The organism is Acinetobacter sp. 226-1 (assembly GCF_030329325.1).
Classification (GTDB): domain Bacteria; phylum Pseudomonadota; class Gammaproteobacteria; order Pseudomonadales; family Moraxellaceae; genus Acinetobacter; species Acinetobacter sichuanensis.
Genome location: NZ_JACANU010000002.1, coordinates 127,733 through 151,931, shown reverse-complemented (window position 1 = coordinate 151,931; position 24,199 = coordinate 127,733). Strand labels below are relative to the sequence as shown.

The 24,199-nt window shown below is 37.1% G+C and carries 20 protein-coding genes and 1 other RNA gene; 13 read left to right on the top strand and 8 right to left on the bottom strand.

Annotated features, from left to right (window positions below; genetic code table 11):
- The first annotated feature begins 3 nt into the window (after positions 1 to 3).
- From HX124_RS04180 to HX124_RS04155, 6 genes are all read left to right on the top strand, one after another.
- A complete protein-coding gene (locus HX124_RS04180; protein ID WP_107007023.1) occupies positions 4 to 543 on the top strand; it encodes a DOMON-like domain-containing protein in 540 nt (179 codons plus the stop codon).
- Between the two features lie 800 nt (positions 544 to 1,343).
- Entirely contained in the window at positions 1,344 to 2,486 is a 1,143-nt protein-coding gene (carA, locus tag HX124_RS04175) for a glutamine-hydrolyzing carbamoyl-phosphate synthase small subunit (protein WP_286382043.1), read from the top strand.
- A gap of 13 nt (positions 2,487 to 2,499) precedes the next feature.
- Positions 2,500 to 5,733, top strand: coding sequence for a carbamoyl-phosphate synthase large subunit (gene carB / locus HX124_RS04170; protein ID WP_286382042.1), 3,234 nt, complete (start codon positions 2,500 to 2,502; stop codon positions 5,731 to 5,733).
- A 96-nt stretch (positions 5,734 to 5,829) separates the two neighbouring features.
- On the top strand, positions 5,830 to 6,306 hold the full coding sequence (greA, locus tag HX124_RS04165) for a transcription elongation factor GreA (RefSeq protein WP_107007019.1): 477 nt from the start codon (positions 5,830 to 5,832) through the stop codon (positions 6,304 to 6,306).
- Between the two features lie 169 nt (positions 6,307 to 6,475).
- Positions 6,476 to 7,360, top strand: coding sequence for a class I SAM-dependent methyltransferase (locus HX124_RS04160; RefSeq protein ID WP_286382041.1), 885 nt, complete (start codon positions 6,476 to 6,478; stop codon positions 7,358 to 7,360).
- Between the two features lie 122 nt (positions 7,361 to 7,482).
- Positions 7,483 to 8,106, top strand: a complete 624-nt coding sequence (locus tag HX124_RS04155) for a CatB-related O-acetyltransferase (protein ID WP_286382040.1) — start codon at positions 7,483 to 7,485, stop codon at positions 8,104 to 8,106.
- A 190-nt stretch (positions 8,107 to 8,296) separates the two neighbouring features.
- Here HX124_RS04155 and HX124_RS04150 read toward each other — a convergent pair whose 3' ends face one another.
- From HX124_RS04150 to ubiH, 3 genes are all read right to left on the bottom strand, one after another.
- Positions 8,297 to 8,542, bottom strand: coding sequence for a hypothetical protein (locus HX124_RS04150; RefSeq protein ID WP_107007016.1), 246 nt, complete (start codon positions 8,540 to 8,542; stop codon positions 8,297 to 8,299).
- A 171-nt stretch (positions 8,543 to 8,713) separates the two neighbouring features.
- Entirely contained in the window at positions 8,714 to 9,958 is a 1,245-nt protein-coding gene (locus tag HX124_RS04145; protein WP_286382039.1) for an FAD-dependent monooxygenase, read from the bottom strand.
- Positions 9,955 to 11,166 carry a 2-octaprenyl-6-methoxyphenyl hydroxylase gene (gene ubiH / locus HX124_RS04140; RefSeq protein WP_286376691.1) on the bottom strand — a complete coding sequence of 404 codons (1,212 nt, stop codon included), beginning with the start codon at positions 11,164 to 11,166 and terminating at the stop codon, positions 9,955 to 9,957. The genes HX124_RS04145 and ubiH overlap by 4 nt, the downstream gene beginning before the upstream one ends.
- 169 nt (positions 11,167 to 11,335) lie before the next feature.
- On the opposite strand from ubiH, the gene HX124_RS04135 reads away from it, so the two are divergent.
- Together HX124_RS04135 and HX124_RS04130 are read left to right on the top strand one after the other, a co-directional pair.
- Positions 11,336 to 11,842, top strand: coding sequence for a metal-dependent hydrolase (locus tag HX124_RS04135; protein ID WP_286382038.1), 507 nt, complete (start codon positions 11,336 to 11,338; stop codon positions 11,840 to 11,842).
- Positions 11,839 to 12,546 carry a hypothetical protein gene (locus HX124_RS04130; protein WP_286382037.1) on the top strand — a complete coding sequence of 236 codons (708 nt, stop codon included), beginning with the start codon at positions 11,839 to 11,841 and terminating at the stop codon, positions 12,544 to 12,546. Before HX124_RS04135 ends, HX124_RS04130 begins: the two co-directional genes overlap by 4 nt.
- Before the next feature lie 131 nt (positions 12,547 to 12,677).
- Here HX124_RS04130 and HX124_RS04125 read toward each other — a convergent pair whose 3' ends face one another.
- The 3 genes from HX124_RS04125 to HX124_RS04115 form a co-directional block, all read right to left on the bottom strand.
- Positions 12,678 to 14,042, bottom strand: coding sequence for a spinster family MFS transporter (locus HX124_RS04125; protein ID WP_286382036.1), 1,365 nt, complete (start codon positions 14,040 to 14,042; stop codon positions 12,678 to 12,680).
- A gap of 474 nt (positions 14,043 to 14,516) precedes the next feature.
- On the bottom strand, positions 14,517 to 15,839 hold the full coding sequence (gene pepP, locus HX124_RS04120; protein ID WP_286382035.1) for a Xaa-Pro aminopeptidase: 1,323 nt from the start codon (positions 15,837 to 15,839) through the stop codon (positions 14,517 to 14,519).
- Positions 15,840 to 15,953: 114 nt separating this feature from the next.
- Positions 15,954 to 16,586, bottom strand: a complete 633-nt coding sequence (locus tag HX124_RS04115) for a UPF0149 family protein (RefSeq protein WP_286382034.1) — start codon at positions 16,584 to 16,586, stop codon at positions 15,954 to 15,956.
- A gap of 64 nt (positions 16,587 to 16,650) precedes the next feature.
- On the opposite strand from HX124_RS04115, the gene HX124_RS04110 reads away from it, so the two are divergent.
- The 3 genes from HX124_RS04110 to ssrS all read left to right on the top strand — a co-directional run bounded on the left by HX124_RS04110 (position 16,651) and on the right by ssrS (position 17,771).
- Entirely contained in the window at positions 16,651 to 17,202 is a 552-nt protein-coding gene (locus HX124_RS04110) for a hypothetical protein (RefSeq protein WP_107007009.1), read from the top strand.
- A 2-nt stretch (positions 17,203 to 17,204) separates the two neighbouring features.
- Positions 17,205 to 17,489 carry a cell division protein ZapA gene (locus tag HX124_RS04105; protein ID WP_107007008.1) on the top strand — a complete coding sequence of 95 codons (285 nt, stop codon included), beginning with the start codon at positions 17,205 to 17,207 and terminating at the stop codon, positions 17,487 to 17,489.
- Between the two features lie 100 nt (positions 17,490 to 17,589).
- Positions 17,590 to 17,771: non-coding RNA, 6S RNA (ssrS, locus tag HX124_RS04100), on the top strand.
- A 127-nt stretch (positions 17,772 to 17,898) separates the two neighbouring features.
- Here ssrS and HX124_RS04095 read toward each other — a convergent pair.
- Both HX124_RS04095 and HX124_RS04090 read right to left on the bottom strand, forming a co-directional pair.
- A complete protein-coding gene (locus HX124_RS04095; RefSeq protein ID WP_286382033.1) occupies positions 17,899 to 18,894 on the bottom strand; it encodes a hypothetical protein in 996 nt (331 codons plus the stop codon).
- Between the two features lie 138 nt (positions 18,895 to 19,032).
- On the bottom strand, positions 19,033 to 20,217 hold the full coding sequence (locus tag HX124_RS04090) for a putative solute-binding protein (protein WP_286382267.1): 1,185 nt from the start codon (positions 20,215 to 20,217) through the stop codon (positions 19,033 to 19,035).
- Between the two features lie 439 nt (positions 20,218 to 20,656).
- Here HX124_RS04090 and HX124_RS04085 point away from each other — a divergent pair, with 439 nt between their 5' ends.
- Positions 20,657 to 21,256: a 5-formyltetrahydrofolate cyclo-ligase gene (locus tag HX124_RS04085; protein WP_286382032.1), complete on the top strand. Its 600-nt coding sequence runs from the start codon at positions 20,657 to 20,659 to the stop codon at positions 21,254 to 21,256.
- 136 nt (positions 21,257 to 21,392) lie between these two features.
- Positions 21,393 to 23,822 (top strand): endopeptidase La, encoded by a 2,430-nt coding sequence (lon, locus tag HX124_RS04080; protein WP_286376682.1) that lies wholly within the window; start codon positions 21,393 to 21,395, stop codon positions 23,820 to 23,822.
- Positions 23,823 to 24,199: the final 377 nt, after the last annotated feature.

Genomic DNA, 24,199 nt, shown 5'->3' with positions numbered 1-24,199 from the left:
TTCATGGCAAGTTATGAACTCAATGCTTTTGATCGTCGATTTCAAAGCATTTCTCTCGTTGGTGCGATTGAACAAGTCAGTCCCTATACACTCAATGTGGGTTATTGGTTAAGAGATCCTAATCAACTCATTTTGTATCCTGACTTGGTTGCATCTCATCCACGTTTAGATTTTCTTTGGGAAAAAACTTGCTTTGAAATTTTTATAGGCGTACAGGGCGAAGATTATTATCGTGAGATTAACCTTTCCCCTTCGCAAGCATGGCAAGCTTATCAGTTTGAAGAATATCGCTATCCTGAAACTATGCCACCACAAGTTGCGTATGATATTGAACTCAATCAATTAAAACGCACGCATTATGGCTTAAATGTTAGCCTCGATTTAACTGAATTTATGTTAGCCCATAAGTTAAAGTGGTCTGATCTTTTTATTGGTCTAACAGCAGTTTTAGAAACATCACAAGCACAGCAGTTTTATGCTATGCAGCATAGTGGGCAAAATGCAGACTTTCACAATAAACGTGATTGGCTACATATCTTTTAAGCCACATTGTCTTAATGAAATGTAAAAGTAACAAAAGCAAAAGGTTCCCCCCTTTTGCTTTATCTTTTTACAGCCAACTACCAACATCACTAGGAGATAAAACAATAAAAATAAATTGCTGATGAGAACAATCATATAAAGTATGCCCCTCCCATAACCAGAAACAAAATCCAATATAAATTTCATATAAAATTCACCCAAACTCTGTGTCAAAACTCCAAACATATACAAAGCCTAAAAGAGCGTTATGCCACCTCATTTTCCATTTTCTAATGTTTTGAATAATTCGTTTTAAAATTTATTTTTAAACTGATGATTATTTCCAACCCACTTAAACTGACTAATAAATAATACAAATGAACATTTTTTATGAAATGGTACACAAATAAAACGCCTGCTCATGCTTTATTTTTAAGCTATTTTTTTATAACTCAAAACAATGGGGAAATATTTTTTACCAATCGTTAAATTTATTACGTTTTACTATTTTTAATAAAAACCTTGCTAACAAGCTAAACTATAACAATAAATTTTAAATTTTGATTTATCGAATAAATATTACATTTTAGCGATTAGATATTCATTTCCCATGAAACAGAAACTCGCTCTAAATACAAGGCGTTTATCTGACATATTGTTAATTTTTTACATGGACTTCAAAGGTAATGATGCGTATAATGCAGTGTTAAGTTATAAGCGAGCAGACACAGGGAGGGTAGGATTTAATTAACCTTCCTTTTTTTTCGTCTACTCGCTTTTTTACAGCCCTATTTTTGTGGTTTTAGTTCAGGAGCTTTGGTTTGAGCACCCCCGCCATTTTAGCCCTTGCTGACGGTACTATCTTTAAAGGTACATCGATCGGCGCTACGGGAAGTACGACTGGTGAAGTCGTTTTTAACACTGCCATGACTGGTTATCAAGAAATCTTGACTGATCCAAGTTATGCCCAGCAACTTGTAACTTTAACTTATCCTCATATCGGTAATACTGGTTGTAATGACGAAGACGCTGAGTCTGGTCGCATTCACAAAGTCTGGGCGAATGGTTTAATCATTCGTGACTTGCCTTTATTACATAGCAACTTCCGATCAACGCAATCTTTAGGCGACTATTTAAAAGAACATAATGTCGTTGCAATTGCAGATATCGACACACGCAAATTAACACGTATTTTACGTGATAAAGGCGCACAAAATGGTTGTATTCTTGCTGGTGAAAATATCACTGAAGAAGAAGCCATTGCAAAAGCACGTGCATTTGGTGGTTTAAATGGTTTAGACCTTGCCAAAGAATGTTGCGACCCTGAAGGTTTTGAATGGACTGAAGGCTCTTGGGTTTTAGGTCAAGGTTTCTCTCAGCCTGAAGCTAAATTCCATGTTGTTGCATACGATTACGGTGTCAAAACCAACATCTTACGTATGCTTGCAGATCGCGGTTGTAAATTAACTGTTGTTCCTGCACAGACACCTGCTGAAAAAGTTCTTGCTTTGAATCCAGATGGCATATTCTTGTCAAATGGTCCTGGCGACCCAGCAGCATGTGACTATGCGATTGAAGCAGTAAAAACAATTGTGGAAGATGCACGTAATATGCCTGTATTTGGGATCTGCTTAGGTCACCAAATTCTTGCTCTTGCATCTGGTGCTAAAACTGTGAAAATGCCTCACGGTCACCACGGTGCAAACCATCCTGTACAAAATCTTGAAGATGGTACAGTGATGATTACTTCTCAAAACCATGGCTTCGCAGTAGATGCAGAAACTTTACCTGCAACTCTAAAAGCAACGCACAAATCATTGTTCGATCAAACCCTGCAAGGGATTCATCGTACAGACAAGCCAGCGTTTAGCTTCCAAGGTCACCCTGAAGCAAGCCCTGGTCCACATGACTGTGCACCATTGTTCGATCATTTCATCGAACTTATTGAAGCATCTAAGAAGTAATTAAGGAGCGATCATGGCTAAACGTACAGACATTAAAAGCATCCTGATTATTGGTGCGGGTCCGATTGTCATCGGTCAAGCATGTGAGTTTGACTACTCAGGTGCACAAGCATGTAAAGCGCTTCGTGAAGAAGGTTATCGTGTTATTTTGGTGAACTCTAACCCAGCCACCATTATGACTGACCCTGCTATGGCAGATGCAACGTATATCGAACCGATTACTTGGCAGACTGTTGCGGCAATCATTGAGAAAGAACGCCCAGATGCAGTTCTTCCTACAATGGGTGGTCAAACTGCTTTGAACTGTGCTCTTGCACTTGATGAGCATGGCATTCTCAAAAAATTCAATGTTGAATTGATTGGTGCGACCAAAGAAGCCATCGAAAAAGCGGAAGACCGTAAACTTTTCGATATCGCAATGCGTAAAATTGGTCTTGAATGTCCAAAAGCTGACATTGCTGAGTCAATGGAAGAAGCTTTAGCGATCCAAGCACGTTTTGGTTTCCCTGTGATTATCCGTCCTTCATTCACTATGGGTGGTTCAGGCGGTGGTATCGCATACAACAAAGAAGAATTCATTGAAATCTGTGAACGCGGTTTCGATCTTTCTCCAACTAAACAATTATTGATTGATGAATCTTTAATTGGTTGGAAAGAATACGAAATGGAAGTTGTTCGTGATAAAAACGACAACTGTATCATCGTATGTGCGATTGAAAACTTCGACCCAATGGGTGTACACACAGGTGACTCCATCACTGTTGCGCCTGCACAAACATTGACAGACAAAGAATATCAATTGATGCGTAATGCATCTTTAGCTGTTCTTCGTGAAATTGGTGTTGAAACGGGTGGTTCAAACGTTCAGTTCGGTATTAACCCGAAAGATGGTCGTATGGTCATCATCGAGATGAACCCACGTGTTTCTCGTTCTTCTGCACTTGCGTCTAAAGCAACAGGTTTCCCGATTGCAAAAATCGCAGCAAAACTTGCTGTAGGTTATACGCTTGATGAATTGAAAAATGACATCACTGGCGGTACAACGCCTGCATCATTCGAACCGTCAATTGACTACGTTGTCACTAAAGTTCCACGTTTCAACTTCGAAAAATTCCCACAAGCTGACGCAACTTTGACGACACAGATGAAATCTGTGGGTGAAGTGATGGCGATTGGTCGTAACTTCCAAGAGTCTGTAAATAAAGCACTTCGTGGTCTTGAAGTGGGTGCTTGTGGTTTTGATGAAAAAATCGCGCTAGGTACTGAAGGTGCACGTGAAAAGATTTTAGTTGAGCTTAAAGTTCCGGGTCCTGAGCGTATTTGGTATGTAGCTGACGCGTTCCGTCACGGCTTCACTTTAGATGACGTTTTTGAAGCGACCAAAATTGACCGTTGGTTCTTGATCCAAATCGAAGATATTGTTAAAACTGAAAATGAAATCAAAACTTTAGGTTTTGGTGATTTGAATGCCGACAACATCCGTGCATTCAAACGTAAAGGTTTATCTGACCTTCGCATTGCGAACTTGATGGGCATTTCACAAAAACAATTCCGTAAACACCGTTGGAACTTGGGCGTAACCCCTGTTTACAAACGTGTAGATACATGTGCTGCTGAGTTTGAATCAGATACAGCGTATATGTATTCAACTTACGATGAAGAGTGTGAATCGAACCCATCGACTAAAGATAAGATCATGGTGATCGGTGGCGGTCCTAACCGTATTGGTCAAGGGATCGAGTTCGATTACTGCTGTGTACACGCGGCGCTTGCAATGCGTGAAGACGGTTACGAAACCATCATGGTGAACTGTAACCCTGAAACAGTTTCTACCGATTATGATACATCTGATCGTTTGTACTTCGAACCAATTACGCTTGAAGATGTACTTGAAATCGTACGTACTGAAAAGCCTAAAGGTATTATCGTACAGTACGGTGGTCAAACTCCGCTTAAATTGGCTCGTGCTTTAGAAGAAGCAGGTGCGCCAATTATCGGTACATCTCCAGATGCAATCGACCGTGCAGAAGACCGTGAACGTTTCCAACAAATGATTCAACGTCTACAACTTCGTCAACCAAACAACAGCATTGTAAAATCTGCTGAAGAAGGTATGGCTGAAGCTGCAAAAGTGGGCTATCCATTAGTAGTACGTCCTTCGTATGTATTGGGTGGTCGTGCGATGGAAATCGTATACAACGATGACGAACTTAAACGCTACTTACGTGATGCGGTTCAAGCATCAAATGAAGCGCCTGTTCTTCTTGACCATTTCTTAGATGATGCGATCGAAGTTGACGTAGACTGCGTATCTGACGGTAAAGACGTTGTGATTGGCGGTATCATGCAGCATATTGAACAAGCAGGTATTCACTCAGGTGACTCAGCATGTTCTATTCCTCCTTATTCTCTTTCTCAAGAGATTCAGGATGAAATGCGTCGTCAAACAGTTGCAATGGCAAAAGAACTTGGCGTTGTTGGTCTGATGAACGTTCAGTATGCTGTAAAAGGTAATGACGTTTATATTTTAGAAGTAAATCCACGTGCATCACGTACTGTGCCATTCGTTTCTAAATGTATCGGTGACTCTTTAGCAAAAGTTGCTGCGCGTTGTATGGCGGGTCAATCTTTAGAATCTCAAGGATTCACTAAAGAAATCATCCCGACTCATTTTGCAGTAAAAGAAGCTGTATTCCCATTCAACAAGTTCCCTGGTGTAGATCCAATTCTTGGACCTGAGATGAAATCTACAGGTGAAGTGATGGGTGTAGGTAAAACTTTTGGTGAAGCATTCTATAAAGCTGTTTTAGGTGCAAATGAACGTTTACCTGGTCTTCCTACCGAAGGCGAAGTAAAACACGCATTTATTTCTGTACGTGATTCTGACAAGCCTCGTGCTGTTGGTATTGCAAAACAGTTAACTGATCTTGGCTTCAAAGTTATCGCTACTGGCGGAACTTATGATGTAATTAAAGATGCAGGTATTGAATGTGAACGTGTGAACAAAGTCACAGAAGGTCGTCCTAATATCGTCGATCGCTTGAAAAATGGCGAAGTTCAGCTCATTATCAATACAACTGAAGGTAAACAAGCTCAGCAAGATTCGTTCTCGATTCGTCGTTCAGCACTTCAAGGTAAAGTGTATTACACTACAACCTTAAATGGCGCTGATGCTGTTTGCCAAGCTTTAGCAATTAAATTGCCAATGGATGTATACCGTTTGCAAGATTTACAAACTGTAGGTTAATTCGTTTACCGAGAAGTCCCGTCACCTCTCGGTGGCGGGCTTTTTTCATTTCTAAACCTATGTTTTTTTCATACACTCACAAATTGAGGGACAACAATGCAACGTTATCCTATGACACCTGAAGGCAAGGTAGCCTTAGAAAAAGAACTTCAGCAGTTAAAATCTGTTGATCGTCCACGTATTATTGCAGCGATTGCGGAAGCACGTGAACATGGGGATTTAAAAGAAAATGCAGAATACCATGCAGCACGTGAACAGCAAGGTTTCTGTGAGGGACGTATTCAAGATATCGAAGGTAAACTCGGTGCTTGTCAAGTGATTGATGTTAAAGAACTTGAACAAACAGGTCGTGTTGTTTTTGGTGTGACGGTGACCATCGAAAACTTAGATACTGAAGAACAAAAAACCTACCAAATCGTAGGTGATGATGAAGCTGATTTTAAAATTAATAAAATTTCTGTGAATTCACCTATCGCGCGTGGTCTTTTGGGTAAAAATGAAGGTGATGAAGCTAAAATCATCACGCCACAAGGCGAAGTTGAATATGAAGTTGTCAGTGTTGAATATCTTTAATTCATATTAAAGCACAATATTTGATAGAATTTAGGGCTGATCATTCAGCCCTTTTTTATGCTTGCTCGAAAATGACCATATTAGCTACGTACTTCAAAGCAAAACGCCATTGTTAATTTTCACTATTCTTTTTAAAGTGTTATAAAATAAAAAATCAAGTGGAAATATTATGAAAGCAGGACGAGTGAGTCGTACCGCTGAAGCCGCAGCAGCATTACGTGCCAACCATCATCTAAATGCTGAAAATCCTGTATTTTCAGACTCATACGCTTTTGATATGACCAATGCACGTTGGCGTGTACTATTGAATAATTCGTTAGTTCGTAAAACCTTAAATTCAAGTTTTATGAACAAAACTTTTGGGAAACTGACTGGGCAAGTGGTAGGTCGTTCACGCTATAGTGAAGATTTATTACAGCAAGCGATTGAAAATAATAATGTTCAACAATATGTATTAGTTGGCGCAGGCTTAGATTCCTTTGTTTTACGTTTAGCTGATCAATATCCACAACTAAAAATTTTTGAAGTGGATCATCCCGATACACAAAAAACTAAGATTGAAAAACTAAAGAAAATTTCTAAATCGAATCAATTGCCCGCTAATGTCGAATTTGTCAGCATAGACTTTGAAAAAGAAAAATTATCGGATGCTTTAAAACGTAGTGGATTTGATTCTGATCATGCTGCATTTTTTTCTTGGTTAGGCACAACACATTATTTAATACCTGAAACAACTTTAGCCACATTGCAAAATATTGCCTCAATTGCAGCGCAAAATAGTGAGGTGGTGATGGACTATTCTGTGGACTATAAAGCCTTGAAAGGTTTTGAGCGCTTAGGATCACATTTTGTAATTCAATTTACACGTTTTATGAAAGAACCGTTGATGGGCGCATTTATTCCTAAAGAGTTACATAATGCTGTGCAAAAAATGGGTTATGCAGTTATAGAGGATTTATCTGGCATTGATATTACTGAGCGTTATTTTCATCATCGTCCTGATCATATTCGCCATACACATGCTTCTCATTTGATTCATTTAAAACTTGTATAAATTTCCACATCCTCTAAATTACTGAAATAGCCTAGTTTTAGATACTACTTAGGCTATTTTACTTAATTTTTGATTCTTGCTCATATAGAATAGCCAAATATGCTTTCTGCTTTGTACTCTCTATGACTGACGCCATCAACTCACCTGTTAAACATTGGTGTGAATTTGAATTTATTTCTAAAACTGTGAAAAACCCCAATATTCATATTAAAGGAAATTATTCTTATTATTCAGCCTATTGGGATCAGGGTTTTGAGCGTTGTGTGGTGCGTTATTTACATGATAAACCTTCAACGCCAGAAAAGCCGATTGATCAGTTATATATTGGCAATTTTGTCTGTTTTGGTGCTGAATGTGTGATCATGATGGGAGGAAATCAGTTGCACCGTCCTGATTGGATTTCGACCTTTCCTTTTGATACCCGTAGTTTTTTGCCTGCGGGTGATACAGTCATTGCCGATGGCTGTTGGATTGGTAGTCGTGCCATGATTATGCAAGGGGTAAAACTGGGTGAAGGTGCTGTGGTGGCAACGGGTGCTGTGGTCACGCAAGATGTACCACCCTATGCAATTGTTGGTGGTGTCCCTGCAAAAATTATAAAATATCGTTTTTCAGAAGAAGATATAACAAAACTGCTTTCTCTTAAATTATATGAAATAGATGAAAAGCAGTTTCTAAAAATGCGAGAGACGTTGCAAAATCATGACTTAGATCAACTCAGTTCATTGATCGAAACACTGAAATAAAAATTAACTACTCACGTATCATCTTGCTAACCATCCTTCTTTTGAGAGTCAGTAGTTTTGGAACAACTTATTCATCACCTCTATCTTATTGCGAATGAGTATCCATCATTGACATTCATCGTCAATAAAAAAAGCCCAAACTATTTTAAGTATTTACCTAAAATATTTGGGCTTTTTTGACAAAGTTTACTTAGTCTTTAGACTCATCGGGTGGAACTTCAGTAATTTTCCCACCACGTGCTAAAAATGCAGCAACTTCATCTTCCAATGCTTGGCGTTGTTTCAGCTTCGCAGTCACCGTTAGAGTTTCTGCTTCTGCTAAGTCAGTGTCAGTCACACTAGAATCAGCAGCATTTGCACCTTTCTCGGCTGCTTTTGCTTCATCATCATCAACTACATTGTCATCATTTTCATCATAATCATTTGTATCCGTCATTTAAGCTCTCCCCATGAATGACTCAGATCATTACCAAAATAAGGTTTATTTACGAAGAAATGTACCAATCTCTTTGGCATTCGCCTAGTACTAAATACACTAAAAGCGCATATTTTTTAACCAAATTAGTAATTTTATTTAAATGATTGTCTAAAAAATATCAAATCCTATTTAAATTGCATAACGTGTATTTTGTAAATTTGATAAACCATTTGCCTGCATCATAAAACGTTCTTTTAAAAATGCGGAATGTTCAATCTGTTTTAAACCAAAGTTTCTAGCCCAAACAAAAGGAAATAATTCAGCCGACTCTAACCAACCAATGATTGACATACTATGCATCATGGCATCATTTTGTCCTTTGCGTAGATGTTCATAACGCTTCAAAGTTTGCTCATGTGCCCATACGCCACGCTTTAAATCATGTAATAACACATCACATAAAATAGCAGCATCTAAACAACCAATATTTACCCCTTGTCCTGCCAAAGGATGAATCACATGTGCAGCATCACCAATCAGTGCTAAACCTTCTTTAACATAACGCTGTGCAGCACGCGCCTTGAGTGGAAATTTTGCACGTGGCGTTGCTTCTAAAATTTCTCCCAACATATGATGACTTTCTTGGGTTAAAAGCTGACAAAACTCGGCATCATTTAAAGCAGCATATTCATCTGCATAATCATCAGGTAGTGTCCAAACAATTGAAATCCAATGTTCTGCTTGTTCAGGTACTAAACTTGCCATGGGTAAAAATGCTAAAGGTCCTGTCGGATGAAAAATTTGTCGTGCAACATATTGATGAGGTTGTGTGCTACGAATCGCACAGGTTAACCCTGCTTGCTTGTAGTCCAAAATATCTAAATCAATAAATGCTTGCTCTCGTACAAATGAATTTGCCCCATCTGCACCAATTACTAATTTGGTTTTCAAGTTTGAGCCATCTGCAAGTTGAATGATCCAATATCCAACAGCTTGCTCTACACGAGTCACTTTAACTTGGGTACGATAGTCTTTTAATTTTTCCAGCATCGTTTGTTGAATGGCAAGATTTAAAACACTCGGTTCTACCATGGAACCTAGACTTTGTTCATCTGTGGGAAAATGTGTAGAAGCTTGACCAAAATTAATTTCGCCATAGCCATTTTTATTCCAAACTTGCATACCTGTATAAGGCATTTGACGTGCAATTTTATCCCATATATTCACTTTTTTAAGCAAATGAATAGTGGCCTGACTGAGTGCTAAAACACGTGGATTTGCGACAGCTAAAGTTTTGCTTTCATCTAAAATAGGTGCAGCATCCAAAACAGTCGCTTGTACACCACCTTCGGCAAGTAATAAAGCAGTTAAACCACCCACTAACCCACCACCCACAATCACCACGTCTAATATATTCTGTGTAGTTTGACTCATGCTTTTAGCCCCATTGCATAATTGGCAACTAAAGGTTTAATCCCAGGAATAAGATCAAAAGCCACCAAACCTGTATTACGTAGCAGTTTTAACATTGGATTTTGATTACTAAAACCACGTACAACTGAATCACAAAATTTAATCACACGCTTTTGATCTGACAAACGCGCTTGCTCATAGGCTTTGAGTATTTCAGGCTCACCAATATCGTTTTTATGAACCACTTGTTGATGAAGATAGCGAACTAAAACATCTGCATCACGCATACATAAATTAAAACCTTGCCCTGCCACAGGATGAATAGTATGAGCAGCATTGCCCATTAAAATGACACGACCTACAGCTTGTTGATGTGCTAATACTTGTGATAGCGGAAAACTAAAACGCTTTCCTGTTTTAATAAATTTCCCTGCACGATCTCCATAGGTTTTTTGCAAAGCATCAAGGAAATGTTGATCATTTTCTTCACCCAACCATTCATGTTCAGTTCCTTTGGTCACAGGCCAAACTACTGAACGGCGATATTCACCAGGTAAAGGTAATAGTGCTAAAGGTCCTAAATGACTAAAGCGTTCAAAACCTACTTGATGATGTGGTTTAGACGTCTGTACAGTGGTCACAATAGCAACTTGCTCATAATCATGTACGTCTACACCAACACCTAAAGCCTGACGACAAAATGAATCTCGACCATCCGCAGCAATGACTAATTTGGCTTTGAGTGCATGAATGTACTCTCCTCCACGTGTTGCTTCTATTTGTACTTCATCTTGATTTTGAGTCAGTGACGTGACTTGCACACCATCAATGAGTTCAATCAAGGGTTGTTGACGTACTTGAGTTAATAACACACGTCCTAACCATGCATTTTCAATCACCTGACCAAAGCTTTCGACTTTTTCTTCATCTGCTTTTAAACGTGCCTTACCAAAACTACCTTGCTCAGTAATATGCACTTCTAAAATTGGGGTAGCATGTTGTTGTAATGCATCCCATAGTCCAAGCTTCTGATAAATCTGCACTGTACGACGAGATAATGCTGTATTACGAGCATCAAAGCTTGAGTGATAAGGTGCAAGGGTTGCATCATCATAATTTGGATATTTGATTGCCTCGAGCAATTTAACTGCGATATTTGCTTTTGCCAACATCAGAGCCAAACTTAGCCCAACCATCCCACCACCCACAATAATGACTTCTTGCTGCATGTTTTAACCCTTTCTATATGCAATTCAGCATGCTGAATACTGCTTATCTTGATTGATTTTATATTACATGAAGCGCAATGATTTTTATATTGGATTAGTATCTTGTTCGGTGTGATTTGGCAGCGTTATGTTAATCTAGGCAAAATTCGTTTTATAAAAATATGAAAAAATGTTTATTGCACATGTACCTTCTGGCTATATTTTAGCAGATCTATTAGACAAAAAATTAAAACCCAATCCTCTCAGTCGTAAAGCGTTTTATAGCACGATTATGCTCGGTGCTATTTTTCCAGATATTGACCTATTTTACTTTTATTTCTTTGATCAACGCTCAGTACACCATCATCAGTATTTTTTACATTGGTTTTCTGTCTGGATCCCACTTTTTCTGTTGGCATTTGCTGCATGGAAAATCTTTAAACAGCATACTAAGTTTGCATTCATCGCTATGCTATTTTCAGGTGCTGCACTTTTACATATTTGTTTAGATACTTTTGTGGGCGATGTTTGGTTATTTGCACCCTTTATAAATCGATCCTATGTATTTTTTGAAGTTACAGCACGTTATCAACCTTGGTGGTTAAATTTTATTTTTCATTGGTCATTTTTGGTCGAGTTAGTTATCTGCGCTTATGCACTCATTTTATATATTCGTAAAAATAAGGCATTGAAATGATTGTTGCAGGCGGTGGTGCTGGTGGCTTATTTCTCATTATTTTCTTGTTGATTTTAATGTCACTGGGTTCAGCAAGTTTTTATTTTCTTTGGCGATGTCGATATACACGTCAAGGATTACTTGTTCCACCTTTAAAAAAATGGCAACTTTTTCTACTGTATAGTCCAATCATTTTATGTGTTTTATTTGCAGCTTTGATTTTTTGGGCAGCTCAAGCGAATGAAAAATATGTGAAATTTGAACATGAAAAAGATAAAAATCGCTATTTCACCCTCGAAAAAGATACACCTTTTGGTGAAATTATTCTGCCCAAAGGGACACATATCAGCAAATATATTCCTGCGGGTTTTGATCATAATGCACCACGCGACTTAAATGATGTAGATGGGATTCAATTTCCATATCCAGTACAAATCAATGGCATGTCTGTTCTCGAAATCTCACCAACAATAGGTTTTTTACGTTTAGCTAAAGATTATCATTTCATTCATCAAGCTAAGAAAATGACTTGCCCTAAAACACATTATCTTGTCGTTGATCTCAATAATTATCAGCTAGAGCTAGCATATCGTGATAAAAATCTACCCATCCCACCACTTACATTTAAACCAAGTCTATGGACATTTCAAGATTGCATGTCAAAAATCGATTTCCCATCGTCATTACCGCATTGGAAAGATGGAAAGCTCATAAGTGCAAGGTAAAAAACTGATTTTTATGCTATTTATACATCAACTTATCATTTAAACAGATACAACTCAAATAGACTTTTACTCCACATGATTCATTTATTTATCAATCAAATTTCGTCGTAAAAGTCTATTGAAAGCGTTCATTAATTTGTACTGTTGCCCTCTTCAACCTTCATACTTTCAATGAAGTGCTTACATCCCGATTTTAATAAAACAATTGTCAATAAAGCAGCGACTCCACCAACAATCGCAATTGAATAACCAACTTTATTAATATCTGCAAAAACATGATCTGTGATCATTGCAACTAAAGTTGTGCCTATACCTAAACCGATCAAGCTACTGATTAACAAAAATATTGCAGAAATTTGAGCACGTAATTGGTTTGGTGCAAGTATTTGCATCGCCGCAGTTGAAGTTGGCATCGGAAAAGAAGCAAAAAACATAGCTATACTTAAAATAACTAAAGATACAGTCAGATTGTCTACCACGGTATAACTCATAATCGGCAAAAGAATGCCTAACCCACCTAGAAAACCTGTGTACATTGCCGCATCTTTACGTCCTTTCATGGTTAAATAATCCGTTAACCATCCTGCAAAAAACACGCCTGAAGTATTGGCAATCAACAGAATTGTTCCTAACATATACCCTGTTTCTACAGGTGATAAATGGTAATTTCTCATATAAAAAGCAGGTGACCAACTCATCATACAAAATAAAGCCATCGCATAAAATGTAAAACCCATATAGTGACATGTAAAAGTTTTACGATGCTTAGCTAAAAACTTAAATGAATCCGTAAATTTGACTTTTTCTACTTGCCCTAACGCATTGACACGCTGCCCTTTACGAATAGGATCTCGTACTGTAAGTAAAAAAACGATACCAATCAAAATACCTGGTAAACCAACCAAAATAAAAGCCACCTGCCAAGCTTTCATTAAACCAAACAAAGGAACCTGTATATGCGTTGCATCTTTTAAAAGACTAATCACATAGCCACCGACTAAAAAAGCAGTTCCCCCTCCAATGAATGAGCCAATTGAGTAAATACCAACAGCTTTTCCTAACTTTTCTTTAGAAAACAGATCACTAAATATAGAGTATGCTGCGGGTGATAAAGCTGCTTCGCCTATACCAATGCCCATTCTTGATAAAAATAATTGCAGAAAATTTTTACTCAATCCACAAGCAGCTGTAGCAAAACTCCAAAAAATAATTCCGATTGCAATAATTTTTGGTCTTGAGAAACGATCTGCAAGATATGCAATTGGCAATCCCATGATTGCGTAAAAAAGAGAAAAAGCTAAACCATGTAATAAGCTAAATTGAGTATCTGTCAGATTTAAATCATTTTTAATGGGTTCAATCATCAAAACTAAAATTTGACGATCTATATATGAAAATATATAGGCTAACATGCATAAAAAAACAACATACCAAGCATATTTAGAACTGTGCTGCTTTTGTGGTATCTCACCATCATTCGCATTTTCGTGTCTCATCATTTATTTCCTTATAATTCGAGATTACGTTATCAATCCACACTTTGGACTTTTTAAGTGATGAAAAAATCATTTTCCTAACGAAATGTATTGTTGTTGGATCATCATATTCGTTTTTGATTTTATCAGCACACTGATAATATTTCTTTTTATTTTAAGGAGCAAGTACATTCAGAGAAAATTTTTATTCTGCGTATTGCACAAAATTAGATCAAAAAATGCTGACAGCGGATGCTAATGCCATTTCTTTTTATGAATCTCTTGGCTTTAGTCGTGCTGGAAAAAATCAACCTATGTGGATTTATGCTGGAACAGAACATTAAAAATAGAAAAATAAATCAAAGCTCAAACAATAATAAGTACATAAAAAACCCTCCTGTACTCAGGAGGGTAAAATCTTCAAAATGTGTCATTTTTCAATATGACTTTTTAAGTGAAATTTTTAATATCCCACTGATTTTTACTGTACCTCTCTTAGTTTGACTCTGCCATGAGTGCTTCAATATCTGCAACAGATTTCACAACATTTTTAGTCAAAACCAATGGACCATTTTGTGTTGCCACGACATCATCTTCAATACGAATACCAATACCACGCCATTTTTTATCTACAGTTTGATCATCAGGTGCAATATACAAACCGGGCTCCACAGTCACCACCATACCTTCTTCATAGCAGCGCCATTCGCCTTGATCTTTATATGACCCTACATCATGCACGTCCATGCCTAACCAATGTCCTGTACCATGCATATAAAATTGGCGATAACTTTCAGTTTCAATAATCTCTTCCAAATCGCCCTGCATAATCCCTAAATCAAGTAAACCTTGAACTAAGATTCTTACCGCAACATGATGTGGTTCTTTATAAGAGTTGCCAATACGTACAGCATCAATCGCAGCAATTTGTGAGTCTAATACAATTTGATATAACGCTTTTTGTTCAGGACTAAATTGACCATTTACAGGAAAAGTACGAGTAATGTCAGAAGCATAAAGCTCATATTCACAAGCCGCATCAATAAGAACTAAATCACCATTTTTCAATGGTTTATTATTTTCTACATAATGTAAAATACAGCCATTTTCACCACCACCTACGATACTATTATATGATGGGACACAACCATTTTTTCCAAAAATATAATTCAGTTCAGCCTCTAGAGCATATTCCATCATATTTGGTCGAACTGTTTGCATGGCACGGGTATGTGCTTCAGCACTAATCTCTGAAGCAATTTGCATAAGCTGAATTTCTTTGGCTGACTTATGCAAACGCATTTCGTCTACAATCTGATCAAGTTGAATGATCTGAGCAGGAACAGCCGCACCACGACGTGACTCACCTGTTGCTTTAGCAATCCACTGACTGACTCGCGCATCAAATTCAGCACGTTGCCCGATACGATAAAAAAGTTTTTCTTTATTGAGTAATTTTTCAATAATCTCTTCATCTAACAGATCAATGGCATAAGCTTCATCAGCATCATAATCGTCTATTGCACCATCAATTCCTGCACGATAACCATTCCAAATTTCCATTTCACGATTACGTTCACGACAAAAAAGACTATAGCTATAGTCTTCACATGTTGCATCTGTTTCAATAATTGCCACAGCTTCAGGCTCAGCAAAACCTGTTAAATAGAAAAAACTACTATCAGCACGAAATTTATAATCAGCATCTCGATTTCGCATCACTTCTGGACTGGTTGCAATAATCGCAATGCTATTAGGACCCATTTGTTCTGCGAGGCGGTCACGACGTTCCCGAAAATCTACTTGCGTTAATTTCATTCTTTATTCAGCTTATCATTCAATGGTAAAAATTAGTTTGGTCTTATTCAATCAAAAATAAAGGCTTTTTATGTGCAATATCATCTTAAAAAACCTTTATTTTGATGGGTAAATTTAACTAGGGCGATGTGGTGTAAACATCTCTACCACATTATTACTATCAGAAGCATCGATGACTTGCTTCATTTTACTGTGAAAATTTTGTAATAAGGAGCTTTCTAAAACTGGAATTTTCTTTCGTCCCATTGACAATGATACAGGAATTAAACGTACAAACTCATATAACTCTTGATAGCTTGCCTCACCTTCTTCATCATCATCTGACTCATCAAATTCAACAGAAGCAACATCTTGTAAACTTTCAATCAATTCTTGTTCATCTGCTCGAATATGACCTGAAGCTAAACCAAAACCGAGCACTACACCAGCACACCAATCTGATAATGCTAAAACGCGCTCAGCAAGGCTATGCTCATCATCTGGTAATAATGGTAAATAATCCAATTCATCTTCTGATAAAGCATGTGCAATGTCTTCGGCTTCTTCAGCTAACATTGCGAGCGCATCTTCGTTTACTTTTGGTACATCAATGGTTGATAAAATTTGTAACCATTCATCACGAGATGGCACTTCAGTAACACAAATTATACCTGTAAGTAAGCCATGTAACTCACTTGGGCTTGAAATTTCTTCAATTTGACCAAAGTTTTGATCCCAATCTGACCAACCTGAAATATCGTCTTGCATTCGCTTTTCCAATCTCTATACTTCTGTATATATTACCTTTGATTGCAGATCTGTGCGACCCGTTATGCTAGAACAATTACAGCGTCTACAAACGCATATTGGTGTTTTAAAAACACGTATTGAAAAAACTGAGAAAGAAAATGTAGCACTGTTAAAAGAGAAAGCTAACAGTGAAGAGCAGACACATACTCAGATTTTGCATAAAAATGGCATTATCACTCAAAAGCAAGATGAAATCGAAAGCTTGACTGAACAACTGTCTCAATTGCAAAAACAGTTTAATCAACTCAATACTGATGCAAAATCTTTGGCTGAACGTTATGGTCGCCTAGAAAAAAGTTGTACTGATTTAAAAACACGTTTTCAAGAGATTTTGACTGAGCGTAATGAATTACGTGTAATGAAAGAAAAGCTTCAAGCTGAACAGCGCCAATCTCACCAAGAGATTAAAGAATTAAATAATGAACGTGAACGCTTAATTCAGAAAAATGATCATGCGAAAACTAAAGTTGAAGCCATTATTCAACGTTTAGCGATTTTAGGTACAGAACAAGATCATCATGCGCAAGAAATTCAACAACTTGCTCATCCTGCTGAAACAAATGAGGAAGTTTAATCATGTCTGATGTTGTTATTGTTGAATTACGTTTAATTGAACAAATTTTTCGTTTAAGTACAACACCTGATAAACAAGCCGATTTAGAGCGTGCAGGAAACTTGCTCAATGAGAAATTTCAAGAATTTCGTCGTAAAGCACCAAATATGGAACATAACAAGCTTATGATCATGGTTGCTTTAGAATTAATGCAAGAGGTTTTAAGCCTTAACAAGTCCTTACAAGAATATACACATTGTGAACGGCTCCTTGAGGAAATTTTAAAAGATGTTGAAAAAGCAGTATAAACTGCTTTTTGTTTGTGCATTTGATGCAATCTAATTTATAAAAATACACATTTATTGAGAATGAGTATTTGCCACAGCATTCAGAATATGTATACTTAATATAACTCTGAGGTGTTCGCCAGTACGTCTATTCCCCTGCCGATACTTAAACTTACGGATGCGTTCTGTGTATTTTGAGTGTATGCCTACCCCGAGTAGGAAACCCAGTAAGTACGCGTCGTGTCCACCTTGAACTCATCGGGTTCAGGGTAACGACCATGCAGCGGCATCTTCGGAGAACTTAATTTTTTACAATAAACTTTAACCATCTCATTTTTTTCTAATCTTTTGATTTAAAATCTTTTTGTAAATTTGATAGAAAAGCATAGTTCATGCTTTTCTATTTGAGTTCGTCTAGTGAATGATCAAATTATGCTTTACTTTTACAAATGTAATCTGCAATTTTTCCAGCCGCATCATCAAAAATATAAATTAAATTTGGGTCTGTAGAACAAACAGACGATTTAAATAAACCTTTTAAAGTCATCCAAATACTTGTTTTTTCTGATTCAACCACAGCATTTGTTTGTACTGTACGCGTTTGTTTCATTGCATATTCAGTAAAAATTGTATGCCAATTTTGACCGAACTTTTTAATATCTGCCTCACTTGCACCATTTAAGTCAATAATTTGATTAATTTCGACAGAGTTTGGATTATAAATAGCAATAAATGGTCCATTTGAACGACGAAGTTTAGGATTGAGTTGAGTGAGTTCCTCTGCTGCGAGTTTATAATCATAAACTGCTAAAATTTCTTCACAGTCATCATTATTTTGTTGCAACTCAATTGTTACAGGCACTTTAGTCACAACTTGAGCTGTTTCAGCAACACCTTGATTTTCCGTCGCTTCTTCTACTGTTTCTAATTTTACAAAGCTATTACATAATGCGGTATTGGCTTTTTTTGCATTGGTTCCTTGACTCAATAAAATCACTGCCGATGGACGTGTACTTGCATGTACAGGCATCAAATCTGCAACACCCATGGTAAATTGGCGAGACATTGTATCTTGGGCATGAATAGGTGGCATCGCCATTACAGGCGGCATTGCCATCACGGGCGGCATGGTCATTGCAACAGGAGGAGTTAAGTCATCTAGCACACAACTTTGACCGTTTTCGAAAGTTGCTTTTAGTTGCCCCTGTTGCTCAAGAGCATCATTTAAACCGTCTATCTTGACATTTTTTGCTGTTTTACCTGATGCCAGAAAGGCTTGGCAACGGTCAGATCTCAATGTGATCTGTTGATTTTGATAACTAAATTTAAATTCACCTTGATGATTTTCCATTTTACCTGTGATCTGTGCAGAAGCAGCAAAAGACATTCCACACAAAAATAAGGTCGCACATAGTTTGTTCAGCATACATTTAACTCAATAAATAAAAACTGCTGAAATGTATCAAATAATATCGAATAAAATTATTTAAAATCAATTATATGCTTATATATAAAACAAAAACTGTTGCTTTAAGCAACAGTTAGTATTTCCAATACACTTTATTTACTCATCGGTTAAAGCACACTCAAAACTACTCGGATTTTGCCCACAACGTACTTTCTTTAATATTTTCATCATCGCAGGGTCATAATAGCCTTCTTTGGTCATTTGAACACGCGCCTCACGCATAATCTTGATATAACCAGGCTTATCTGCTTCACGGATTTCCATCCAATATTTTTCTGGAATTTCTTTTTCAATTTTATCAACAAATTCAAACGCAGGATCTAGTTGTTTAGAGATCATTTCACGTGCAATTGACCCCATGCCTATTGGAAACTTGTTACGGTGCATAATCAAAGTGCCTGTAACTTGAATAAGCGGAAATTTAATAATTCCACCTACTGTTTTTCCTGTTTTATCATTCATTCCTTTTTGTAATTCTAAGGGCTTAAATAACAAAGCAGGTCCAGCCATAATATCGACCTCTTTATTATTAAACTTGCCACCTACAGTGAGTAAATCAACAGAAATAGGCTGTGCCCCAACGTTTTGCACCAATTTTTTTTGCGTACCATCAAAGTTCATAACAGCAACTTTTTTCCCTGCTGCTTTTGCCAAAGTATCTATACGACGGTCATTGACCATAATATAAGCCGCACCTAAAGGTACAATACCGACCACCTCATAGTCTTTATTCACCATTTTAGAGTCATATTCAGGTCGCGCTAATAATTGAATTACAGCAGATAATTGTTTATAGCTTTGTACCGCGCCAATGGCATCAATACTGCCCACAAATGGATTAAACTGACGTGCACGCAAATTACTAATTCCTGCACCATCACAACGTTTACTTCTAAAATCTTCTGTTAAAACACGCTCATCGGTATAAACACGTAAATTTAATTCAGTGGTGGCTTTTTTCTTTAATTTTGGATAATCCATATCTATGCGCATTTGCAGTTTAGAAGGTCGAGTGATTTTTAAATCAACACCAAAATCTTTTGCAATCTGCGCAATACGAGGTAATTCACTAATATAGGTTGTTGCTTGTTCAAAAGCTTCACCATTGGCGCCATCAGGTGAATAAACACACAATGTCACTTGTTTAGGAATTTGCGCCCAAACTTTTGGATCATTCATTAATTGTTTAATTTTTTGTTGTGAATGTGCAGACAAAGTCAAATCCAGTTTAGGTGCAGCATAAGCCATATTTGAAAATGCCCAAGGGAATAAAATTGCCATTGCCAATAAACTGCTTTTAAACGCAGGTGCAATATACTTTTTCAAGTCATTTTTTTTGATCATATTCATGTTATTTTCCATTTTTATATCATGTGATGGTCTATGACCTTCTATCCTTATGCCTTAAGTTAAAAGAACTTGTTTTAGATTAAATTGACTGCTTAAAGCCAAATGTCGTCAAAAAAGTTAAAATCTAAAAATCGTTCTACTTTTTATTTTTTATATATAAATATGAATCACTTAATACAAAGCTATTCGCTCACCGTTTATCTGATTTTTCATTAAAAATGTCTCTGTTTCTTAAGCTGATCTTTATTTTTAAATAAAATGTATGAATAGAACTCATCATTTTTTATTTCAATGATATTTGATTGGTAATATCACGCATTGCCTTGTTAATATTGAGGTTGATTTTTCAGTTTTTAAATACCTTAACCTTATGTCTAACCAAACTTTACAACTACGTAAACAACTCAGATCACAACGACGCCAATTAACAGCATTTCAACAACAACAACATGCTCAAGCTGTATTACAACATTTAAGACATTATCCGCGATTTTTTTCAGCAAAAAATATTGGTATTTATTTAGATGGGTTTGGTGAATTGCGCACCCAACATTTGATAGAACTTTGTTTTAAACATCAAAAAAATGTGTATTTACCGATAATTTGCAATATGAATCAAAGCTTACGTTGGGTCAAAATTTCACATCAACAATACAGAAATAAACGTTTTGTTCTACATAAATTAGGTATGTTTGAACCTATGGCGAGTCGCGGTTTGCATGTTTCTTGTTTAGATCTGTTACTGATGCCACTCTTGGCATGTGATCTTACTGGAGCACGCATGGGAATGGGTGGTGGTTTTTATGATAGAACCTTAGCATCAGCGCCTTATAAACCCTATCGTTTAGGATTGGCACATGATTTTCAGTTTTTTGATGAAAAATTTGTTCGAAATCCTTGGGATCAAGCACTTCATGGCTTAGTGACACCAAGGAAACTACTGCACTTTCAACGTCAAATTAGCCAATAGTCATTTTTATGATTTATTTATTATCAAATACTTGACATTTTTTATGCAAATTATTTATTACAGCCCTTGTAATTTTTGAAATACACATCACTATAAAAAACATGACAAATTATTTTGTCACTCATTAGGAGTGCCCATGTCTGAGATTATTATGAATCAAGAAAACTTAGAGCCACAGGTTCCAAGTGTATTACCACTTTTAGCGCTACGTGATGTTGTGGTGTATCCACACATGCAAATTGCGTTATTTGTAGGTCGTGAAAAATCGATCAATGCAGTTGATGTGGCTCGTAACAGTGACAATTTAGTATTTGTGGTTGCGCAAAAAGATTCGCTTACAGAAGAAATTGATCACGACAACTTATATCAATACGGTACTGTCGCGAAGATCGTGCAAGTTGTGAATCACGAAAATGACGAAAACTGCATAAAAGTATTAATTGAAGGCTTACATCGTTCTAAGTTAGTACAAATTATTGACAACGATGAATATTTATCAGCTGAACATGCTTTAAGCCCAATGACTGTATCGGTTGATCAGGATACACAAGCAACACGTGTAGAAGAGTTACGTGCTTTATTTGCTCAATATGCAGAAGCAAAATTACGTAATGCACGTGAACTGATCGCAGCAGCGAATAAAATTGATGATTTATTACAATTATTATTCTTTGTTGCAACACGTGTGCCTTTGAATATAGACGTTAAACAAAAATTCTTAGAACACGATGAGTTTGAAGCACATTTACAAGAACTCATGACGTATTTATTGCAACAATCTGAAGAACAACAGATTGAGCAAACTTTACATGACTCTGTAAAACGTAATATGGAAAAAAATCAGCGCGAATACTTCCTCAATGAAAAGATGAAAGTCATTCAGCGTGAACTTTCTGACATGAATGGTGGTGCTGAAGATGATATCGCTGAAATTGAAAAGCGTTTGGCTGAAGCTGACTTACCTGAACATGTGCGTAAAAAAGCTGAAGGTGAATTCCGTAAGCTCAAAGCGATGCAACCTGCTTCAAGTGAAGCGGCTGTGGTTCGTAACTATATCGAGGCGATTTTAGATACCCCTTGGAATAAAGCGAGCAAAGTCAGCATTAACTTGGCAAAAGCACAAGAAATTTTAGACACTGACCATTATGGTTTAGACGATGTAAAAGATCGTATTGTCGAATATCTTGCAGTTCAATCACGTGTGAAAAAATTACGTGGTCCTATTCTTTGCTTGGTTGGTCCTCCAGGTGTAGGTAAAACTTCACTCGGTGAATCTGTTGCAAAAGCGACAGGTCGTGAGTTTGTCCGTATGGCTTTAGGTGGTGTACGTGACGAAGCGGAAATCCGTGGTCACCGTCGTACCTATATTGGTGCAATGCCAGGTAAAATTGTGCAGTCATTGACGAAAGTCGGTGTAAAGAACCCATTGTTCTTACTCGATGAAATTGACAAAATGGCGCAGGACTACCGTGGTGATCCTGCTTCAGCCTTGCTTGAAGTACTTGATCCATCACAAAACAGCAAGTTTAACGATCATTATTTAGATCTTGATCTGGACTTGTCTGAAGTCATGTTTATCTGTACTGCAAATAGCATGAACATTCCAGAAGCCTTACTTGACCGTATGGAAGTGATTCGTCTACCAGGTTATACCGAAGATGAAAAAATTAACATTGCAGACCGCTACCTTGTTCCGAAAGCAATTAAGAACAATGGTTTACGTGCCAAAGAATTGACTGTTCATGAAGAAGCAATTCGCGATATCGTGCAACGTTATACCCGTGAAGCAGGTGTTCGTAGTCTAGAACGTGAAGTGTCTAAGATTGCACGTAAAGTCGTGAAAGAAGCTGTGAGTAAAAAGGCGAAAAACCTTCAAATTGATGTCACTTCTACAAATCTTCCAGACTACTTAGGTCCACATAAGTTTGACTTTGGTATGGCTGAAGAAGAAGCACAAGTTGGTCGTGTGAATGGTTTGGCTTGGACGTCTGTCGGTGGTGAATTGCTCACCATTGAAGTTGCAGCAGTCAAAGGTAAAGGTAAATTCATCACCACTGGTTCACTCGGTGATGTGATGAAAGAGTCGATTACTGCGGCAATGACAGTGGTTCGTACCCGTGCTGATGAATTGGGTATTGAAGCATCTCGTTTTGAAGAAACTGACGTTCACGTTCACTTACCTGAAGGTGCAACACCAAAAGATGGTCCTTCTGCGGGTCTTGCACTGACTACGGCACTTGTTTCAGCATTTACAGGCATTGCGATTCGTCCAGATATTGCAATGACAGGTGAAACCAGTCTAGGTGGTCGTGCGATGCGTATTGGTGGCTTAAAAGAGAAACTTTTGGCTGCACATCGTGGTGGTGTGAAACTGGTGTTCATTCCTCAGGACAACGTACGTGATTTGGCAGAAATTCCAGAAAACGTCAAAGAAGGCTTAGAAATTAAAGCTGTGAAAAGTATCGATGAGATTCTGCCACTTGCTTTGGTTGAACAACCAACACCATTGGTTAAAGCACCAATTGTTAAAGCAGTTGATGATGGTAAAAAAGCGGCTCGCCACTAAAATATATTGAGTGATCTCGCATAAGAAAGAGCGCTTCGGCGCTCTTTCTTTTTTATGATATAGAGATAAAATGATTGAACCAAAAAATTCATTTATACATGTTCTCTTACAATATAAAGATTTTAATTTATTAAATTTATAGCACAATAATAGTGATTATATTTTAAACAAAAACCATTGAAATCAAATATAATTTATAGGAGATAAAATCTTATATATAAAAATATACATTGCAATGAGTCATATACCAAGTTTGTTTATATAGTTTATCTTAATTCTATATTTATTTTAATTGAGTACCTTGAAAAAATAAAAATAGACTCAATATTTATAGTAATCACTAAACTTCTTATAGTTTCCAGTTGATTAACTTCAAT

Coding starts and splice junctions, on each gene's coding strand:
- HX124_RS04180 (WP_107007023.1), top strand. CDS start 4: ATGGCAAGTTATGAACTCAATGCTTTTGATCGTCGATTTCAAAGCATT.
- carB (WP_286382042.1), top strand. CDS start 2,500: ATGGCTAAACGTACAGACATTAAAAGCATCCTGATTATTGGTGCGGGT.
- greA (WP_107007019.1), top strand. CDS start 5,830: ATGCAACGTTATCCTATGACACCTGAAGGCAAGGTAGCCTTAGAAAAA.
- HX124_RS04160 (WP_286382041.1), top strand. CDS start 6,476: ATGAAAGCAGGACGAGTGAGTCGTACCGCTGAAGCCGCAGCAGCATTA.
- HX124_RS04155 (WP_286382040.1), top strand. CDS start 7,483: ATGACTGACGCCATCAACTCACCTGTTAAACATTGGTGTGAATTTGAA.
- HX124_RS04150 (WP_107007016.1), bottom strand. CDS start 8,542: ATGACGGATACAAATGATTATGATGAAAATGATGACAATGTAGTTGAT.
- HX124_RS04145 (WP_286382039.1), bottom strand. CDS start 9,958: ATGAGTCAAACTACACAGAATATATTAGACGTGGTGATTGTGGGTGGT.
- ubiH (WP_286376691.1), bottom strand. CDS start 11,166: ATGCAGCAAGAAGTCATTATTGTGGGTGGTGGGATGGTTGGGCTAAGT.
- HX124_RS04135 (WP_286382038.1), top strand. CDS start 11,336: ATGTTTATTGCACATGTACCTTCTGGCTATATTTTAGCAGATCTATTA.
- HX124_RS04130 (WP_286382037.1), top strand. CDS start 11,839: ATGATTGTTGCAGGCGGTGGTGCTGGTGGCTTATTTCTCATTATTTTC.
- HX124_RS04125 (WP_286382036.1), bottom strand. CDS start 14,042: ATGAGACACGAAAATGCGAATGATGGTGAGATACCACAAAAGCAGCAC.
- pepP (WP_286382035.1), bottom strand. CDS start 15,839: ATGAAATTAACGCAAGTAGATTTTCGGGAACGTCGTGACCGCCTCGCA.
- HX124_RS04115 (WP_286382034.1), bottom strand. CDS start 16,586: ATGCAAGACGATATTTCAGGTTGGTCAGATTGGGATCAAAACTTTGGT.
- HX124_RS04110 (WP_107007009.1), top strand. CDS start 16,651: ATGCTAGAACAATTACAGCGTCTACAAACGCATATTGGTGTTTTAAAA.
- HX124_RS04105 (WP_107007008.1), top strand. CDS start 17,205: ATGTCTGATGTTGTTATTGTTGAATTACGTTTAATTGAACAAATTTTT.
- HX124_RS04095 (WP_286382033.1), bottom strand. CDS start 18,894: ATGCTGAACAAACTATGTGCGACCTTATTTTTGTGTGGAATGTCTTTT.
- HX124_RS04090 (WP_286382267.1), bottom strand. CDS start 20,217: ATGGCAATTTTATTCCCTTGGGCATTTTCAAATATGGCTTATGCTGCA.
- HX124_RS04085 (WP_286382032.1), top strand. CDS start 20,657: ATGTCTAACCAAACTTTACAACTACGTAAACAACTCAGATCACAACGA.
- lon (WP_286376682.1), top strand. CDS start 21,393: ATGTCTGAGATTATTATGAATCAAGAAAACTTAGAGCCACAGGTTCCA.